The organism is Stenotrophomonas sp. MH181796 (genome assembly GCF_009659995.1).
GTDB lineage: Bacteria > Pseudomonadota > Gammaproteobacteria > Xanthomonadales > Xanthomonadaceae > Stenotrophomonas > Stenotrophomonas riyadhensis.
Map to the genome: position 1 here is coordinate 154,803 of NZ_RAHU01000008.1, position 17,772 is coordinate 172,574.

11 protein-coding genes are annotated in these 17,772 nt (G+C 68.4%); 1 reads left to right on the forward strand and 10 read right to left on the reverse strand.

Features of this window, described 5'->3' with window-relative positions:
* Window positions 1-70: 70 nt before the first annotated feature.
* The 9 genes from D5301_RS20000 to D5301_RS20040 are packed head-to-tail and all read right to left on the reverse strand — an operon-like array spanning window position 71 to window position 12,455.
* Window positions 71-1,912, reverse strand: coding sequence for a hypothetical protein (locus tag D5301_RS20000; protein ID WP_153856685.1), 1,842 nt, complete (start codon window positions 1,910-1,912; stop codon window positions 71-73).
* Window positions 1,909-4,077 (reverse strand): hypothetical protein, encoded by a 2,169-nt coding sequence (locus tag D5301_RS20005; protein ID WP_153856686.1) that lies wholly within the window; start codon window positions 4,075-4,077, stop codon window positions 1,909-1,911. The genes D5301_RS20000 and D5301_RS20005 overlap by 4 nt, the downstream gene beginning before the upstream one ends.
* Entirely contained in the window at window positions 4,074-5,195 is a 1,122-nt protein-coding gene (locus D5301_RS20010; protein WP_153856687.1) for a BatA domain-containing protein, read from the reverse strand. Before D5301_RS20010 ends, D5301_RS20005 begins: the two co-directional genes overlap by 4 nt.
* Window positions 5,192-6,088 carry a DUF58 domain-containing protein gene (locus D5301_RS20015; protein ID WP_248858634.1) on the reverse strand — a complete coding sequence of 299 codons (897 nt, stop codon included), beginning with the start codon at window positions 6,086-6,088 and terminating at the stop codon, window positions 5,192-5,194. The genes D5301_RS20010 and D5301_RS20015 overlap by 4 nt, the downstream gene beginning before the upstream one ends.
* 7 nt (window positions 6,089-6,095) lie before the next feature.
* On the reverse strand, window positions 6,096-7,079 hold the full coding sequence (locus D5301_RS20020; protein ID WP_153856688.1) for a MoxR family ATPase: 984 nt from the start codon (window positions 7,077-7,079) through the stop codon (window positions 6,096-6,098).
* Window positions 7,080-7,095: 16 nt separating this feature from the next.
* Window positions 7,096-7,803, reverse strand: coding sequence for a DUF4159 domain-containing protein (locus D5301_RS20025; protein ID WP_049398588.1), 708 nt, complete (start codon window positions 7,801-7,803; stop codon window positions 7,096-7,098).
* The gene (locus tag D5301_RS20030) at window positions 7,803-9,137 is read right to left on the reverse strand and encodes a TldD/PmbA family protein (RefSeq protein ID WP_153856689.1); all 1,335 of its coding nucleotides are present in this window, start codon (window positions 9,135-9,137) and stop codon (window positions 7,803-7,805) included. Before D5301_RS20030 ends, D5301_RS20025 begins: the two co-directional genes overlap by 1 nt.
* Before the next feature lie 21 nt (window positions 9,138-9,158).
* Window positions 9,159-10,793 carry a TldD/PmbA family protein gene (locus D5301_RS20035; protein ID WP_110710676.1) on the reverse strand — a complete coding sequence of 545 codons (1,635 nt, stop codon included), beginning with the start codon at window positions 10,791-10,793 and terminating at the stop codon, window positions 9,159-9,161.
* A 30-nt stretch (window positions 10,794-10,823) separates the two neighbouring features.
* On the reverse strand, window positions 10,824-12,455 hold the full coding sequence (locus tag D5301_RS20040; RefSeq protein ID WP_180855265.1) for a TldD/PmbA family protein: 1,632 nt from the start codon (window positions 12,453-12,455) through the stop codon (window positions 10,824-10,826).
* Window positions 12,456-13,246: 791 nt separating this feature from the next.
* Here D5301_RS20040 and D5301_RS20045 point away from each other — a divergent pair.
* The gene (locus D5301_RS20045) at window positions 13,247-13,861 is read left to right on the forward strand and encodes a DUF938 domain-containing protein (RefSeq protein ID WP_153856690.1); all 615 of its coding nucleotides are present in this window, start codon (window positions 13,247-13,249) and stop codon (window positions 13,859-13,861) included.
* 73 nt (window positions 13,862-13,934) lie between these two features.
* Here the strand turns inward: D5301_RS20045 and D5301_RS20050 are convergent, their stop codons facing one another.
* A complete protein-coding gene (locus tag D5301_RS20050) occupies window positions 13,935-17,621 on the reverse strand; it encodes an indolepyruvate ferredoxin oxidoreductase family protein (RefSeq protein ID WP_153856691.1) in 3,687 nt (1,228 codons plus the stop codon).
* Window positions 17,622-17,772 lie beyond the last annotated feature (151 nt).

Sequence of the window (17,772 nt, forward strand, 5' to 3'; positions counted from 1 at the left end):
CCGGGCACGCCTGTTGTTGATATGCGCAGAGGCGGACTATCGAGGAGGGGGCTACCTGCCGTCGCCTGCCCTACGGTGCTGGTTGCGTCAATCGAGGGGCGTGCATGCGCCGCCGTTCCAGCCACCACAGCAGCGAGGCGCACAGCACGAACGCCAGCCACCACGGCCAGCGCGATCCTGGCACGGGTTGCATCACCAATGCGTTCGCCGGCGTGCTGGAGACCAACGCCTGAGTCGTCGCATCGATCATTGCCTGCCGATGCAGCACGGTCGCGGCTCTTGGGTCGAACACATAGCGCCAGACGATGCTGTCGCCATGCTGCAGGCGCTGCCAGCCTGCGTCACGTGGCCACCAGCCGGCGCAGCGCAGGGTCGAGGTCGCGCCATCGACGACCAGCGGTACTCCGTCGCCACCTTCGTTGAAGACCTGCAGCGGCGCCTGCACGCCGCACAGCGTCTGCCGTTCGCCTGCCCAGCTGATCGGCTGCGGTGACCACAGCGCATCAGCGCTGCCCTGTGCACGCGCCAGCGTGGCCACCACGCTGCTCCACAGTTCGCCGTGGCGGTCGTCGCGCCCGGCCAGCACCCAGCGCCAGCTGTCGGTCATCGGCAGCAGGCCGATGCGGCCCTTGCCAGCCGCGCGCCAGCCGCCGATGGCGTTGCCAGCACGATCCTGCAGCAGCGCGCTGCTGCCCGGCACCTGCAGCGCCAGGGCTTCCAGCGCGGGCAGGGTGGCACTGTGCGAACGGCGGTCGGCCTCCTCACCGTAGCCGGTCGGCAACGTGCCGGCGGCGAGCGGGCCGCGTCGTGCGGCGAGGATCGTGCTTTCGCCATCGCCGGGAAGTTCAAGGAGGTGGCTGCTGCCATCGCCCAGCACTGGCAGGCCCAGATCGCGCAGTCGCTGGCGCGCGCTGGCCGAAGGTGCGCCTGCACTGCGCACCAGCACGCCGAGTCCCTCGCGCAGCGCCTGGCGCACGGTAGCCAGCTGGCCTGCACTCAACGCTGCCAGGCTGCGTTCGTCCAGCAGCAGCAGGTCGCTGCGTGCCAGTGTTGCAGCATCGAGCGAAACCGCGCCATCACCCACGCTGAGCCCAGCGCCGGTATCGGCCTGCACCTGCACGCGGATGCCGGCATCGGCGGCCCAGCGGCGCAGGTACTTCAACTCCGGGCCCGGCGCACTGGCACGCACCAGCAGCCGTATGGGGGCGGCCGGCAGGGTCTGCTGCGGCACCGGCGCGCTGTCCACCACATGGCCTTCGGTATCGAGCAGGCGCAGCTGGAACACGCTGCGGCCTTCGGCGCGGGCGATGCCGCTGAGCTGCACGCGGCCGTCTTCGGCAACCGCCGTGCGATCAACCACGCTGCCCGCCGGGTCGAGCAGTTCGGCTTTCGCCTTTGCAGCACCACGCGCCTGTGCGTGCACGTCGAAACGAGCACCGGGTGCGGCATCGGCAGGGGGTTGCAGGACGATCCAGCCGCGCGGCTCCGGTGCGGCCTGCCAACGTACATCCGGTGGCAGCACCGCGTCGCGGTCACGCGCGACCAGGCCCGCACCGACCAGGGTCAGCGTGGACGCCGGATGCTGGCGCAGCGCGGTGGCCAGGTCGGGAACGCGCTGTGCGCCGGCCACATCGGCAGCTTCCGGCAACAGCAACAGCGGGCCTTCGCTGGCCGGGAGCGCGCCGGCCTTGCCGGCATCGGTTCCGAGCACCACCAGCCCGCCTGCAGGTTGCTGGCGGGTGGGCGGCACCAGGCAGAAATACAGCAGCGCGGCGACGATGATCTGCAGTGCGATCACGATCCACCGGCGGCCGGGGTGCGCGGTGTTTCCTCGCAGCTGGCGCACGCTGGCGATGACCACGATCAGGGCGAGGGCCAGCGCAATCCACAGGTTCACAGCGGAGGCGTTCATGGCTGCGCCTCCAGCGCGTCGAGGTAGCGCTGGCCCATCGCATCGGCGGCACTGCGCCGCATCGCCTGCGGCAGCGGACGCTGCAGCGCCCGCCACAACTGTGCGCGCAGGCGCTGGCGACAGTCGTGGCAACCGGGCTCGATGCGCAGCTGCTCGATGGCCGCAGCCAGATCGAGTGCATCGGGCAGGTAGGCGGCGTTGCGCTGCTGCCAGGCCGCGAGCGCATCCAGATCCGGCGCGTCGGTGTCATCGCCGAGGCGCTGCCAGGCTTCGACGATGGCTGGATCGGGCAGGGTGCGGGCGGCCAGCGGCAGTTCACGACTGGCCAGCCCGGCACGGTCACCGCCGAGGCGGCGGCCCTCATCGATCGGTGGCAGCTCCGGTCCGACACGGGCCAGATAGATGCGCTCGGCCTGCTGCACCTGCTTGATGAAGCCCAGTGCCTTGTAGGCGAAGGGCAACGCCTGCTCCGGTCGGCCCTGGCGCAGCTCGCCTTCGGCCGACCACATCTGGTCCAGCGCGGCCTTCAGCGTGGCGCGGGTCTGCGGATCGAGCAGGGTGGTCGCCTCGGCGTGGTCATGGGTGTGGCCGTATTCGGAGAGCACGTCGGTGTCGCTGCCGAACACCGGTGGCGTATCGGCATTGGACGCCTTGCCGCCGTGATCGTGGCCATGCTCATCGTGCGCTCCGGCCCCGGCCCCGGCGCCATGGTCGTGATCGTGATCGTGGTCGTCTGCGGCCGGCGTATCGCTGGTGGGCAGGTCGCTGGTCGGCGGTGGCTTCGGCGCACCTTCGCTTTCCTCGCCCAGGAACTGGCCATAGCGCAGGCGCAGGATGCGCTGGTCGACACCGATCGCATCGCTGCGCTTCACGAAGCCTTCCGCAGCCAGACTGCGACGCTGCCGGATCAAGGCTTCAGCATCGATGATGATCTGCCGCTGGCTGCGGAAGTACGCAGGCAGGGTCTTCTTGATGCGGCCTTCCAGCTCCGCACCGAGCGCGACCTCGGCGCTGGGCAGGCGCAGGATCACGCTGCTGCTGCGCCCGGTCTGCGGCGTGGGTGTGTGGTTGTCGCGCACTTCCAGCTGGGCGATCACATCGTTGCCCGGCTGCGCGCCCAATGCAGCCAGATCCAGCGTATGCGCGAAGCGCCGTGCGGTCGGCTCGCCATTGCCGGTGAGGCTGACGCTGCGGCGGACGAAGGTGATGTTCTCACCGCTGCCCTGGGTGGTGGTGATCGACAGCGTTGCCTGCACGGCCACGCCGTAATCGTCGCTGGCCTCGAAGCGCAATGCCCACTGCCGTTGCCCGGGCGTGCCCAGTACCAGGCTGGCCGCGGGCTCCAGCACGCGCACGCTGGGTGCGCGGTCAGCCACTACATCCAGCCGATGCAGGCGGGTCTCTGCCAGTGCCGGTTCGCTCACCACGCGGTACAGCACCGGCGTGCGTGCCACATCCTGCGCCTGCCACTGGCCATCGTGCTCGCTCAGTGGCAACCGGCGACCATCGTGGAACTGCAGCCATGCCTTGTCCGGTGCGCGGTCGAAGCGCAGGGACCAGGACAGCCGGCTGTCGGCGGCGACCTTGGCGTCCAAGGCATTCTGGGTGAGCGTGGCCTGGCCGGTATAGGCCGGCGCGTCGATGCGAAGGCGGGTGGACTGCAGGTGCAGCGGGCCCGCGGCGGCGGTGCTGCCAGGCGCCGACGTGCGGGCAGGCGCGGAACCGGGATTCGAACGTGGCCAGCCGAGTGCCAGCACAACGATGGCCAGGCCAGCGATCCAGCACAGCGCCAACGCCCCACGCGGCCAGCGCGGACGCAGTTCCGGCATCGCGCGCTCCAGCGTGGCCTGCACATGCGCGCGCTGGCGCTGCTGCAGCGGATTGAGCGTGGCGCTATCGGCGAACAGCAGGTCGGCACTGTCCTCGCTGGCGCCGCTGCCATCGAGCTGGCGCTGCAGCCACTGGCGGTCCAGCCGGCGGGCGCGTGCAGTGGCGAGGGCCGCGCAGGCGAGCAGGCCGATCGTGCCGACCACGCAGGCGATGTCGAAGCCCGCCAGGCGCAGCGCCAGCACCGTTGCGGCCAGCGCCCACGGCAGGCCCAGCAGCAGGGTGACGAGCGCATGGCGGCGGCGCGCGCGTTGCCAGGCGTGCTGCAGGGTGTTCATGCGGGCCCCCTGCGTCGGCTACTGCTGGCCATCCAGCGTTCCAGCGCGAACAGCAGCACGATGGCCAGCAACAGCCAAGGCGTCGGCTCTCGCAGCGGCGGTGTTGCAGCAGGCAATGCGGTTCGGCGCGGTGCCTGGTCACGTGCATCGCCCAGGCGCGGAGCCGTGGGCGGCTGCAGCGCCAGCAGCAGGGCACGCGGCAACTGCGGATCGCGCAGCGCAGCGTTGCTGGCGGCATTCCAGTCACCCGGCAGCGCCAGCACATAGCCGTGGCCGATGCGTTGCTGCCACAGCAGCGGTGCGCCTTGGGCGTCGCGCAGCAGGATGCTGGCGCTGGCAGCAGGCTTGCCGGCAGTCATGACACGACCGCCATCGCGCAGCCACGCCTGCCAGTGTGCTGGCAGTGCATCGCTGCGGCTCCACACGCCGATTTCGCCGCGCTCGGGCACAGCATCCCCGGCCAAGGGCGAGGGCGGTGCCTGCACACCCCACGCGCGTTGCAGTGCGTTCAACCAGTGCTGGGCAGTGGCCGAAGCATCGCTGTGCACGCGTAGGCGCGGCGACGTCGCGGCACTCGGTTGCGCAGTGGCCGGCATCGGCTGCGTGTGCCATCGCACGTCGCGCGACAGCTGCAGGCGTGCGCCGTCCAGGCCGGGCAGGGGATCGGGAACGTGCACGGTCAATGCGGTGCCCGGGGGCAGTTGTGCATCCAGTTCGCGCAGCAGGCTGGGCAGGGAGGCCGTGGACGCAGGTGGCACTTGATCAATGGCCGGGAAACCGGGCGCCAGCCAATGCCAGTTGCCCGCTTCGGCGGTCCCGCGTAGTGCGGTCGCGTCCAGCCCTGGAGCAACGACCGTCCACGCAGCGGGGGCTGGCGCGGGCCCGGTCAATGCGGGTCGTGCCAGCAGCAAGGCGAGCGCGGCCAGCAACAGCAGGCGCACCAGCAGCAATGGCCAGTCATCGAAGCGGATGCGCTGGCGCGGCCGGATCTGTGCACGCAGCCAGCGCAGCGCGGCGAAATCCAGCGGTGTGTACGGATGGCGGCGGGCGAGGTGGATCAGCAGCGGCAGCAGCCATGCGGCGAGCGCAGCCAGGCCGAGCGGGAACAGCAGGTTCATCCGCCGCCCCCACGGGCAAACAGTGCCTGCAGCGGCTGGTCCAACGGTTGGTCGAGCCAGCCGGTGGCACTGGCGATGCCGCTGGCTTGCAGGCGCGACTGCAGCGCACTGCGTGCGTCGGCGAAGCGCTGCAGGTAGTCGGCGCGGATCGCCGCACCATCGCCCAGCAGTTCCTCGCCGGTCTCGGGGTCGCGGAAGCGATGGCCGGCGTCGAACGGGAAGTCGCGCTCGTCGGCGGTCAGGATCTGCAGCAGTGCCACTTCGCGGCGTGCGCTGGCCAGTTGCTCCAGCAGCGTGATGCCGGCCTCGTCGAAACCATCACCGATTGCCAGCAGCAGGTCGCCCGGGCGTACGCGCTCCCACAGGGGACGCAGGCGATCGGCCGCAGGCCAGCCACCGCGTGCCTGCAGGGCATGCAGTTGCAGATGCACGCGATCACGCTGGCGTGCGCCGTTCGCTGCGGGCACCAGCTGCAGGCCATCGCCATTGATCGCCAGTAGGCCGAAACGGTCGCCCTGCTGCAGGGCCAGCTCCACCACGCACGCGGCCACGCCGCGCATGTGGTCCAGGCGCGTGCGCTGCGGTGCCGCGCGATCGGCCTGGCCGGCGGAAGCAGTGGCATCGAGCAGCAGCCAGACCGTGATCGGGCTTTCGCGTTCGGATTCGCGCACGAAGAAACGATCCGAGCGGGCGTACAGCTTCCAGTCGATCTGGCGCAGTTCGTCGCCCGGCTCGTAGGCACGGTACTGGGCGAATTCGAGACCGGCACCGCGGCTGCGGCTGGCGTGCTGGCCGATGCCGCTTGCGCCGCTGGCCAGGCGCGGCCGCAACCGCAGCGTGCGCAGGCGCGCACGCAGTTCCGGTGGCAACGTCAGCGGGGCACCTGCGTTCACGCGTGGCTCAACCCGGGAACGGCACGGCCTGCAGCAGGGCGGCGACCACGTCGTCGGCACGCTTCTGCTCGGCCTCGGCGGCGAACGACAGCAGCAGGCGATGACGCATCACCGGCGTGGCGAGTGCCTGCACATCCTCGCGGGTGGCGGCGAAGCGGCCCTGCAGCAGTGCGCGTGCTTTCGCCGCCAGCACCAGCGACTGCCCGGCGCGCGGGCCGGCGCCCCATTTCACCCACTGGTTGATCGCCGCCGGTGCGCCTTCGCCGGGGCGGCTGGCGCGCACCAGGCGGGTGATCCAGGCCAGCACATCCGGGCTGACATGCACCTGGCGTACTGCGGCCTGCAGGGCGATCACGGCCTCGGCATCCATCACCTTCGGCACCGCGTCGGTGGCGCCGCCGGTGGTCTGTTCCAGAATCTGCCGTTCCTCGTCTTCGCTGGGGTAATCCACCAGAACGTGCAGCAGGAAGCGGTCCAGCTGTGCTTCCGGCAGCGGGTAGGTACCGGCCTGCTCGATCGGGTTCTGCGTCGCCAGCACGAAGAACGGTGCGGGCAATGCGTAGGTGGTGCCGGCGTAGCTGACCGTGCGCTCCTGCATCGCTTCCAGCAGCGCGGCCTGGGTCTTGGGCGGGGTACGGTTGAGTTCGTCGGCCAGCAGCAGGTGGGTGAAGATCGGGCCCTGCTGGAAGCGGAAATGGCGATGGCCGGTGCCGTGGTCTTCCTCCAGCAGCTCGGTACCGAGGATGTCGCTGGGCATCAGGTCGGGGGTGAACTGCACGCGCCGGAACTGCAGTTCCAGCGCCTGCCCGAGCGAGCGCACCAGCAGGGTCTTGCCCAGTCCCGGGGCGCCTTCCAGCAGGCAGTGGCCGCCGGCCAGCAGGCCGATCAGTAGCTGTTCGACCACGGTGTTCTGGCCCACCACTGCGCGTGCAAGCGCGGCGCGCAGATCGTGCAGGCGCGGCAGCAGGGAATCGAGGTCGGGGGAGGTCATGGGCGTGCAGGTCCTATCAATTGTTCAACGCGTACATCACGATGTTGACGCCGAAGCGGGTGTTGTCTTCGGCCAGGAAGCGCTTGTTGCGCCAGTCGTAGTCCCACTCGCAGCCGTAGTCCTTGTTGCTGTAGAGCAGGCCCAGGCGGCCATCGACCTCGATGCCCTTCAGGTAGTCGTGCACCAGGTCGTCGCCCCAGCCGTTGAGTTCGAAGCTGGTGGCGGGCGGGCCATCGGGGAAGCGGAAGAAACTGCGGTACAGCGGATGGCTGTTGGGCAGCTTCTGCAGTGCCTTCGGACCGAACAGGCGACCCATCTGCGCCTCGAACGAGGTGGCGAACAGGCCGTCGATATCGTGGTTGCAGTCGTCGACGAAGACGAAGCCGCCATTGCGCACGTAGCGCACGAAGTTCTGCCGCTCGGCGGCGTTGAACTCCACCAAGGTGTGTCCGGCCAGGTAGCAGAACGGCGCTTCCAGCATGCGTGGGTCGGCCAGTGCGACAACATGCTCCTGCGGATCCACCCGCAATGAGGTGTAGTCGATCAGCGAGGTGATCAGGTTGGACGGCATGCGCGCGTCCACGTCCCAGTCGCCGGAGTCGTACTGCAGGCGGGTGAACCAGAAGTCGTAGCGCGAACTGCGCGGGCCTGACTGCGCCCAGGCTGGCAGCGCCGCCGCCGAAGCGGCAGCGGCCAACCAGCGCAGGCAGGCCCGGCGATCCATCAGACCGCGTCGGACAGCGAGGTGAAGGTGAAATCGCGCAGCTTCATCGGCGGGATCATCATCACGTAGCTGGATTCATCACCGGCCACGCGCACCGGCTTGCCCAGCTCTTCGATGTTGTTGAGCATGATCACCGGCGATTCGTTGAAGCGGAAGTTCTTCACCGGGTGCTTGATCTGGCCGTTCTCGATGTAGAAGGTGCCGTCACGGGTCAGGCCGGTCAGCAGCACGGTCTGCGGATCCACCATGCGGATGTACCAGGTACGAGTGACCAGGATGCCCTTCTGGGTGCCGCGCACCAGCTCGGCGGTGCTCTTGTCGCCACCACTCATCAGCAGGTTGCCCGGCGTTGCCTTGGCGGTCTTGCCCTGCTTCTGTGCCCAGAAGCGCGAGTAGTCCAGGTTGGCGATCTTGCCGTTCTCGATGATGGCCATGCGCTCGCGCGGCATGCCTTCGCCGTCCCACGGCAGCACCGGCGCGTCCGGATGCCACGGGTCGGCGATCATGGTCACGCGCGGGTCGTAGACCTGCTCGCCCAGCTTGTTGCCACCGCCCTTCTTCGACAGGAAGCTGCGGCCTTCATCGGCCGAGCGTGCGCTGAAGAAGTTCATCATGAAGCTGATCAGGCCCGCGGCCGCGGCCGGCTCCAGGATCACCGTGTACTTGCCCGGCTCCAGCGCCTTGGCTTCGGCCGATTCAGTGGCCTTGCGCATGGCGATGCGGACGTCCTGGTCGGCCTTGAAGTCCGCCGCATCCTTCAGGTTGCGGCCGACCCAGCCCGAACCGCGGCCATCTTCGGTGCGCACGGTGCAGGTGTAATCGAAGTTGGTGGTGCGCTGGTAGGCGAAGTTGCCATTGCTGTTGGCGGTGGCCTGGAAGCCCTGGCCGTCCTCGAGGAAGCCGGCGGCGATCAGGCCGTGGCCACGGCACGGGGCGATCGAATCGGCGGCGACCTTGGCGCGGAACGCCGGATCGATCGCTGCGGTGGATTCGCTGAAGGTCGGGCTGGCGCGGTAGCTCTGCTTGCCGATGGCCGGCATGAACTCCGGGTTCTCCGGGGCCAGGCGGGCCAGGTCTTCGGCACGGCGCACCACGCGCTCCAGCGCGGCATCGTCGAACTCGTTGATCGATGCGGTACCGACGCGCTTGCCGAAGGCGACGGTGACCGCCAGCTCGGTGTTGTCGACGATGCCGCTGGTGGAGACGTTGTTCAGTGCGAAACGGATGTTGCCGCTGATCGCGCCGGCCAGCACGGCGGTGCACTCGTCGGCCTTGGACAGGGCGATGACCTTGTCGAGGATGGCCTTGGCCTGGGCTTCGGTGAAGATACTCATGGTGTAAGGGCTCCTGACCGGTCAGCCGAGGCTGCGTGCGGTGTTGATGACGTTGATGCCGTTGAAGCGCGCGGTGGACGAACCGTGCGAGACCGCCGAGACCTGGCCCGGCTGGCCCTTGCCGTCGAAGAACGAACCGCCCAGGCGGTAGTCACGCTCGTCGGCCACGGCGGTGCAGGCGTTCCAGAACTCCGGCGTGCGGATCTGGTAGGCCACGTCTTCCAGCATGCGGGTGATCTGGCCGTTCTTGATCTCGTAGAACAGCTGGCCGCCGAACTGCGCGTTGTAGCGCTGCTGGTCGATCGAGAACGAACCGTCACCGATGATGTAGATGCCGTTCTCCACGTCCTTGATCAGGTCGGGCACGCTCAGCGGCTTCTTGCCCGGTGCCATCGACACGTTGGCCATGCGCTGGAACTGCACGCTGGACCACGAATCTGCATAGCAGCAGCCGTCGGACTCGGTCTTGCCGAGGATGTGGGCCTGGTCGCGGATGGTCTGGTAGTCCACCAGCTTGCCGTTGCTGATCAGGTCCCAGCGCTTGCACTTCACGCCTTCGTCGTCGTATGCCACCGCGCCGAGGCTGCCCGGCTGCGTCTTGTCGGCGAAGATGTTGACCAGCTCGCTGCCGTACTGGAAATGCTGTTCGCGCTTGTCCAGGGTGGCGAAGCTGGTGCCGGCGTAGTTGGCTTCGTAGCCGAGCACGCGGTCCAGTTCCAGCGGGTGGCCGATCGATTCGTGGATGGTCAGCCAGGTGTGCGATGGGTCGAGCACCAGGTCGTACTTGCCCGGCTTCACCGACGGTGCCTTCAGCTTCTCCTGCGCCTGCTTGGCCGCGGCGATGGCGTCTTCCTTCATGTCGTAGGAAGAACTGTAGTTGACCACGCCATTGGGGCTGACCACCTTGCCGGCGGCGGCGCCATCCAGGTACTCGTAGCCCAGGCCCATCGGCGAGGACAGGCCCGAGCGGGTGCGGAACTTGCCGCTGGACTTGTCGATGGCGGTGACCGTCATCGGTGCCCAGATGCGGTGCACGTCCTGGTCGATGTAGGAACCATCGGTGGACGCGAAGTACTTCTGCTCGTTGACCAGGAACAGCATCGAATTGACGAAGCTGGCGCCGGCGCCCATCGCTGCGGCGTTGACGTCCAGCAGCAGGCCGACCTTGTCCTTGATCGGCACCTCCATTGCATTCTTGCGGATCGGCGTGCGCCAGCTCACCTCACCCACGCCCGGCGCCTTGGCCAGCTGTACGGGAGCGGTCTGCACGCCGGCATTGGCCTTGGCGATCGCCGCGGCCTGCTGCGCGGCCCTGGCCACGTCGGCGGTGCCCAGCGCATTGGTGGCGGCGAAGCCCCAGGCGCCATTGACGATCACGCGGATGCCCACGCCGGTGGACTCGGTGTTCACCACGTTCTGCACCTTGTCCTCGCGGGTGATCACGAACTGGCGCAGGTAGCGGCCAATGCGCACGTCGCAGTAGGTGGCACCGGCGCTGCGTGCGGCCTGCAGGGCGGCGTCGGCCAGGCGCTTCTTCAGCCCCAGGTCCAGCGTGCTCTGCAGTTGTTCGGCGGCAATCGCCTTGCCGAAGAAGGAGGGCACGATCAGCCCGCCCGCGGTAAGCCCGGTCAGGGCCAGGAAGTCACGTCTTTGCAAGGCTGCTCTCCATGTCGAAGGATGGGTGGCTCAAGCGCCGAGACTGCGCGCGGTGTTGATGATGTTGATGCCGTTGAAGCGGGTGGTGGACGAACCGTGCGAGACCGCCGAGACCTGGCCGGGCTGGCCCTTGCCGTCGAAGAACGAACCGCCCAGGCGGAAGTCGCGTTCATCGCAGATGGCGGTGCAGGCATTCCAGAATTCCGGCGTGCGGATCTGGTAGGCCGCATCCTCGACCATGCCGGCGATCTTTCCGTCCTTGATCTGGTAGTACAGCTGGCCACCGAACTGCGCGTTGTAGCGCTGCTGGTCGATCGAATACGAACCGCGGCCGTGGATGTAGATGCCGTTCTCCACGTCCTTGATCATGTCCTCGACGCTGAGCGGCTGCTTGCCCGGCGCCAGTGAGACATTGGCCATGCGCTGGAACTGCACGCTGGACCAGGAATCGGCGTAACTGCAGCCATGCGATGCATCGCGGCCGAGGATATGGGCCTCATCGCGGGTGGCCTGGTAGTCGACCAGGATGCCGTCGCGCACCAGATCCCAGCGCTGGGTCTTCACGCCTTCGTCGTCGTAGCCGACCGCACCGAGGCTGCCCGGCTGGGTCTTGTCGGCGAAGAAGGTGACGATGTCGCTGCCCCAGCGGAAACCGGCATCGCGCTTGTCCAGCGTGGCGAAGCTGGTGCCGGCGTAGTTGGCTTCGTAGCCGAGCACGCGGTCCAGCTCCAGCGGGTGGCCGACGTTCTCGTGGATGGTCAGGAACAGGTTGGACGGATCCAGCACCAGGTCGTACTTGCCCGGCTTCACCGACGGCGCCTTCAGCTTCTCGCGCGCGTGGCGGGCGGCGGCAATGGCGTCCTCGACCGGGTCGTAGGAATCGCGGTAGGCAGTAATGCCACCGGGCAGGTGCACCTTGCCGCGCGCATCGCCATCGAGGAACTCATAGCCCATGCCCATCGGCGAGGACAGCCCGGCACGGGTGCGGAACCTGCCGCTGGCCTTGTCGATGGCGGTGGCGGTGAACGGCAGCCAGATGCGGTGGATGTCCTGGTCGATGAACGAGCCGTCGCTGGACGCGAAGTACTTCTGTTCATTGACCAGGAACAGGGTGGAATTGATGTAGTCGGCACCCGCATTCAGCGCGGCGGCGTTGAGCGCCAGCAGCAGCTCGACCTTGTCCTGGATCGGCACCGCCATCGCGTTCCTGCGGACCGGGGTCTGCCAGCGCACCTCACCCACCGAGGGCGTCGGCGCCAGCTGCACCGGCCGGGTCTGGATGCCGGCGTTGGCGCGGGCGATGGCCGCCGCCTGTTCGACCGCAGCACGCACGGCGGCCTCGGTCTGCTGGTGGGTGGCAGCGAAGCCCCAGGCCCCGTTGACGATCACCCGGACGCCGACACCGGACGATTCGCGGTTGGTCACATTGCCGACCTGGTGCTCGCGGGTGATGACCGACTGGTTGAGGTAGCGGCCGATGCGCACATCGCAGTAGCTGGCCTTGGCCGTGCGTGCGGCGGCGAGCGCCACGTCCGCCAGGCGCCTGCGCTGGAGGGTGTCGACCGGGGCGAGCAGCTGCTCGGCGGCGATGGCACGGGAATGCGGCAGCAGCAGGCCCGCCAGGCCCAGACCGGAAAAAGCCAGGAACTCACGTCGTTGCACAGCGTTTCTCTCTCTCGCTTGCGTGCGGCCGGCAACGGGCCGAGCCGATCACGTCAACCACTCGACTTTCGCCAGCGCGGCGCGTCCGGGCAAGTGACTGCAGTCATGGTTGGGTGGGTTTCGGCAGGGCTTGCAGCCCTGCACCTGCAGAGGCCAAAGCAACAGCAACAGCAACAGCGGGCATTCCGTGGGTTGGCGGGGCGGTGTGGGTGGGCAGGACACGCCGTAAACCCCGCTCCGCGGTCCGGCCCAGCCGCTGGCGGCTGGGCGTTCGGGCGCTTGCGAAGCACTGCTTCGCAAGCAAAGCGCCCTCACCCCTGGGGGCTCGATGGCGCCATCCATGGCGCCAACGGTCCTGCCCACCCACACCGCCCCACCTTCGACAGATCTCCGCGGCTGTTGGGAACTGCGATGGTTGTCCGCGCGGCTGTTGGTAGGTGTCGACCTTGGCCGACACAATCTGTCAGATATCGAAATAAATCCGGGGTCAGATCCGTTTTCCTGCGGAAAACGGATCTGACCCCAAGAGCCGTTCCAACAGATCGCTGGAAACTGTCGAAGGCGGGGTGGGTCCGGTTGCGGGGGTGTCCGCGGCATGGATGCCGCGGCCAAGCCCCCAAGGACGGGTTTACGGCGTCCCCCGCAACCGGACCCACCCTGCCATCCCACGGAATGCCAGCTTTTGACGTTGCTCTGGCTCCCGCTTCGGCTTCGGCGGGTGCAGGGCGCAGCCCTGCCGAGCAACACCCCCTCGTGCACAATGGGGCCGACCCCGCCTGGACACCGTCCTGATGTCGAGCAAGCCGTATTCAGAAGCCTGCGAGCGCAACCGCGAACCGATCGCCGCCGCACTCGACCCGTGGATGGGTGACCGCCACCGGCTGCTGGAGATCGGCAGCGGCACCGGACAGCACGCGGCGTTCTTCGCCGAGCGCTGGCCGTGGCTGCGCTGGCAGCCCAGCGATCATCCTGACCATCTGCCCGGCATCGAGGCCTGGCGCGCGGAGGCGGCGCTGCTGAACCTGCTGGCGCCGATGCCGCTGCAGGTGGAACTGCCGCCGGCGCCCGGCCTGAGCCTGCCGCAGGGCAGCACGTTCGACGCCGCATTCAGTGCCAACACGTTGCACATCATGGGCTGGGAGCATGTGCAGGCGCTGTTCGCCGCGCTGCCATCGGTGCTGCGGCATGGCGCGCTGCTGGCGGTGTACGGCCCGTTCAACTACGGCGGCCGCTACACCAGCGACAGCAACGCGCAGTTCGATGCCTGGCTGAAGACGCGCGACCCGCGCAGCGGCATCCGCGATAGCGAAGCGGTGCAGGCGCTGGCCGCCGACCACGGATTCACCCGCCTGGGTGACGTGGCGATGCCGGCCAACAACCGGCTGCTGCTGTGGCGGTTGGGCTGAATCGCCGGTAGTGCCGGCCGCTGGCCGGCAACCGATTGCCTGGATGGATGCCGGCCAGCGGCCGGCACTACCTTCAAGCCACCTGCACGATGTGCAGCGCCTTCGGATTGCGCCACTGCGCCAGCAGGGCGGCTTCGCGCGCCTTGGCCTGCTCGAAATGCGCTTCCTTGACGTGGCCGAAGCCGCGGATGTGCTCGGGGACGCTGGCAATCTCCACCGCCAGCGCCAGGCGGTCGTCATCCAGCCCGTCCAGCAGCAGCTGCACGGTGGCCTCGTAATCGCCGATCAGCCTGCGCTCCATGCGGCGCTCCGCGGTGCGCCCGAACACGTCGAAGCGGCCGCCGCGCAGGAACTTCAGCCTGGCCAGCAGGCCGAAGGCCTTGAACATCCACGGGCCGTACTCCTTCTTCAGCAACCGGCCCTGCTCGTCCTTCTTGGCGAACAGCGGCGGTGCCAGGTGGAAACGCAGCTGGTAATCGCCCTCGAACTGCTGCTGCAGGCGGCGCTGGAAGTCGCCGCTGGTGTACAGGCGGGCCACTTCGTACTCGTCCTTGTACGCCATCAGCTTGAACAGGTAGCGGGCCACCGTCTCGGTCAGCGCAGTGGAACCGCCGATGCGCTCGGCTTCGGCGGCGCGCACGCGCTCGACCAGGCTGCGATAACGGTTGGCGTAGGCGTCGTCCTGGTACTCGACCAGGAAGGCGGCGCGGCGTTCGATCATTTCATCCAGCGAGCGCGACAGGCGGGCGTCGTCCAGCGGCAGGAACGCCACGTCGCCACTGTGCGAAGGCAGGCCGCGCAGTTCGCGTTCGTCGCCGGTGTTGCGCGGTGCGGCGGTGGCGCCCCATTCGTTGCCTTCCCACTCGCCCGGCGGCAGCGGATGCAGCGGGCCCGGGGTGGATTCGGTATCGGTGTGGCGGTTGCGCACCAGGCCGGCGGCCTGCTGCACGGCCTGCGGATCGACTACGGCCAGGCGGCCCCAGGCGAAGGCCTGCTGGTTCATCGCCACGGCGGCGCCGTTGAGCTCGATGGCGCGCATCAGTGACTCGAACGACAGCGGCACCAGGCCCTGCTGCCACGCGTAGCCGAGGATGAACAGGTTGGCGGCGATCGCATCGCCGAGCAGCGCGGTGGCCAGCTGGGTCGCATCCAGCAGCAGCGGCTCCTGGCCGCCCAGTGCCACGCGCACACCGGCCACGATGTCGGCGGCGGGGAACTGCATGTCCGGGCGGGTGGTGAAGGTACCGGGCATCGCTTCGTAGGTGTTCAGCACCACCTGCGAACGGCCGGCGCGCACCTTCGACAGCGCCCAGTAGTCGTTGACCACCACCATGTCGCAGCCCACCACCAGGTCGGCTTCGCCAGCGGCGATGCGCACGGCGTGGATGTCTTCAGGGCGACGGGCAATGCGGATGTGCGTGGTCACCGCGCCGCCCTTCTGTGCCAGGCCGGTCTGGTCGAGCACGGTCGCGCCCTTGCCTTCCAGGTGGCCGGCCATGCCCAGCAGCGCGCCGATGGTCACCACGCCGGTACCGCCGACACCGGTGATCAGGATGTTCCAGGGCTGTTCCAGCGTGCCGCGGAGGGTCGGCGCCGGCAGATTGTCCAGCAGGGTGGAGGCATCGCGCTTGCTGCCCTTGCGCGGCTGGCCGCCGTGCACGGTGACGAAGCTTGGGCAGAAGCCGTTCACGCACGAATAGTCCTTGTTGCAGTTGGACTGGTCGATCTCGCGCTTGCGCCCGAACTCGGTTTCCTTCGGCAGCACCGACACGCAGAAGCTCTTCTTGCCGCAGTCACCGCAGCCTTCGCAGACCAGCGAATTGATCAGCACGCGCTTCTGCGGGTCTTCCAGCTTGCCGCGCTTGCGGCGGCGGCGCTTCTCGGTGGCGCAGGTCTGCTCGTAGATCAGGATCGAAACACCCTTCACTTCGCGCAGGCGCTTCTGCACTTCGTCCAGCTCGCTGCGGTCGTGGAACTCGACATCGCTGGGGAAGTGCTTGCGTTGGCCGGTCCACTTGCCGATGTTGTCCGACAACACCACGATGGTGTGGATGCCTTCGGCGCGCATCTGCTTTGCGATGTCGGGCACGCTCAGCGGGCCGTCCACCGGCTGGCCGCCGGTCATCGCCACCGCGTCGTTGTAGAGGATCTTGTAGGTGATGTTGACGCCGGCGGCGACTGCCTGGCGGATCGCCAGCGAGCCGCTGTGGAAATAGGTGCCGTCGCCCAGGTTCTGGAACACGTGCGGGGTGTCGGTGAACGGCGCCTGCCCGGCCCAGGTCACGCCTTCGCCACCCATGTGGGTGAAGGTGTCGGTGCTGCGGTCCATCCAGGTCACCATGTAATGGCAACCGATGCCGGCCAGCGCACGCGAGCCTTCCGGCACCTGGGTGGAGGTGTTGTGCGGGCAGCCCGAGCAGTAGTGCGGTACGCGCGGGAAGCTGGCGCGCGGCAGCGCAAGCTCGGCTTCCTTTTCCTGCATCCACTGCAGGCGCTGCTCGATCGATTCGTTGTTGAAGAACTTCTGGATGCGGCGGCCGATCACGCCGGCGATGGTGGCCGGGGTCAGTTCGCCGGTGGACGGCAGGATCCATTCGCCGCTCTCGTCGTACTTGCCGACGATCGACGGGCGCTGGCCCCAGCTGGCCGGCCAGTTGAAGAACTGTTCCTTCATCTGGCGCTCGATGAAGGCACGCTTCTCCTCCACCACGATGATGTCTTCCAGGCCCTGCGCGAAGCGCGCGATGCCCTGCGGTTCCAGCGGCCAGGTCATGCCGACCTTGTACACGCGGATGCCGATGTCGGCGCACGCGGCTTCATCCAGGCCCAGGTATTCCAGTGCCTGCAGCACGTCCAGGTAGCTCTTGCCGGTGGTGACGATGCCCAGCCGCGCGCGCGGCGCATCCATCACCACCTTGTCGATGCCATTGGCGCGGGCGAATGCCTGCGCCGCCTTCACCGCATAGCGGTGCAGGCGCATTTCCTGGTCCAGCGGCGGGTCCGGCCAGCGGATGTTGAGGCCGCCCGACGGCATCTCGAAGTCTTCCGGCAGCACGATGCGGCGCGCCATCGGATCGACCTCGACCGACGCCGACGACTCCACCGTTTCGGCAATGGTCTTGAAGCCGACCCAGCGGCCGGTATAGCGGCTCATCGCCCAGCCGAGCAGGCCCATGTCGAGGATGTCCTGCACGCCGGCCGGGTTCAGCACCGGCATCATCGCGCTGACGAATTCGTCCTCGCTGCCGTGCGGCAGCGTCGAGCTGCGGCAGGCATGGTCGTCGGCGGCCAGGGCCAGCACGCCGCCGTAGCGCGAGGTACCGGCGGCATTGGCATGCTTGAACACGTCGCCGCAGCGGTCCACGCCCGGGCCCTTGCCGTACCACATGCCGAACACGCCCTGCACGTTGGCGCCCGGGAACAGGTTGGTCTGCTGGGTGCCCCACACCATGGTGGCGCCCAGGTCCTCGTTCAGGCCCGGGGTGAACTTCACCTTGGCCGCGTCCAGGTGCTTGCGTGCGCGCCACAGTTCCAGGTCGAAGCCACCCAGCGGGCTGCCACGGTAGCCACTGACGAAGCCGGCGCTGTCGATGCCTTCGTGCGCGTCGCGCAGCCGCTGCATCAATGGCAGCCGCACCAGCGCCTGCACGCCACTCAGGTAGATCCGCCCCTCGCTGCGGGTGTACTTGTGGTCGAGCGTGTAATCACGGTCGAGCAGGTCGGCGGAAGAGGGCGAAGTGAGTTGCGCGGTACTGGTCATGGCTGGCCCGGTAGGATCGGCTGGCACCGGCCGCGTGCAGGCACGCGGCGGGAAAGGCGCGAATTGTAGCAGCGGGGCCGCGAGGCCCCGGCACTCGCGCCCGCGGCGGTGCTGGGGTTAGGATCGGGGAGAGAGAGGGAGGCTGCAGTTG

Excerpts from the sequence above, each read along its gene's own strand:
- D5301_RS20000 (WP_153856685.1), bottom strand. The coding sequence starts at position 1,912 with ATGAACGCCTCCGCTGTGAACCTGTGGATTGCGCTGGCCCTCGCCCTG.
- D5301_RS20005 (WP_153856686.1), bottom strand. The coding sequence starts at position 4,077 with ATGAACACCCTGCAGCACGCCTGGCAACGCGCGCGCCGCCGCCATGCG.
- D5301_RS20010 (WP_153856687.1), bottom strand. The coding sequence starts at position 5,195 with ATGAACCTGCTGTTCCCGCTCGGCCTGGCTGCGCTCGCCGCATGGCTG.
- D5301_RS20020 (WP_153856688.1), bottom strand. The coding sequence starts at position 7,079 with ATGACCTCCCCCGACCTCGATTCCCTGCTGCCGCGCCTGCACGATCTG.
- D5301_RS20025 (WP_049398588.1), bottom strand. The coding sequence starts at position 7,803 with ATGGATCGCCGGGCCTGCCTGCGCTGGTTGGCCGCTGCCGCTTCGGCG.
- D5301_RS20030 (WP_153856689.1), bottom strand. The coding sequence starts at position 9,137 with ATGAGTATCTTCACCGAAGCCCAGGCCAAGGCCATCCTCGACAAGGTC.
- D5301_RS20045 (WP_153856690.1), top strand. The coding sequence starts at position 13,247 with ATGTCGAGCAAGCCGTATTCAGAAGCCTGCGAGCGCAACCGCGAACCG.
- D5301_RS20050 (WP_153856691.1), bottom strand. The coding sequence starts at position 17,621 with ATGACCAGTACCGCGCAACTCACTTCGCCCTCTTCCGCCGACCTGCTC.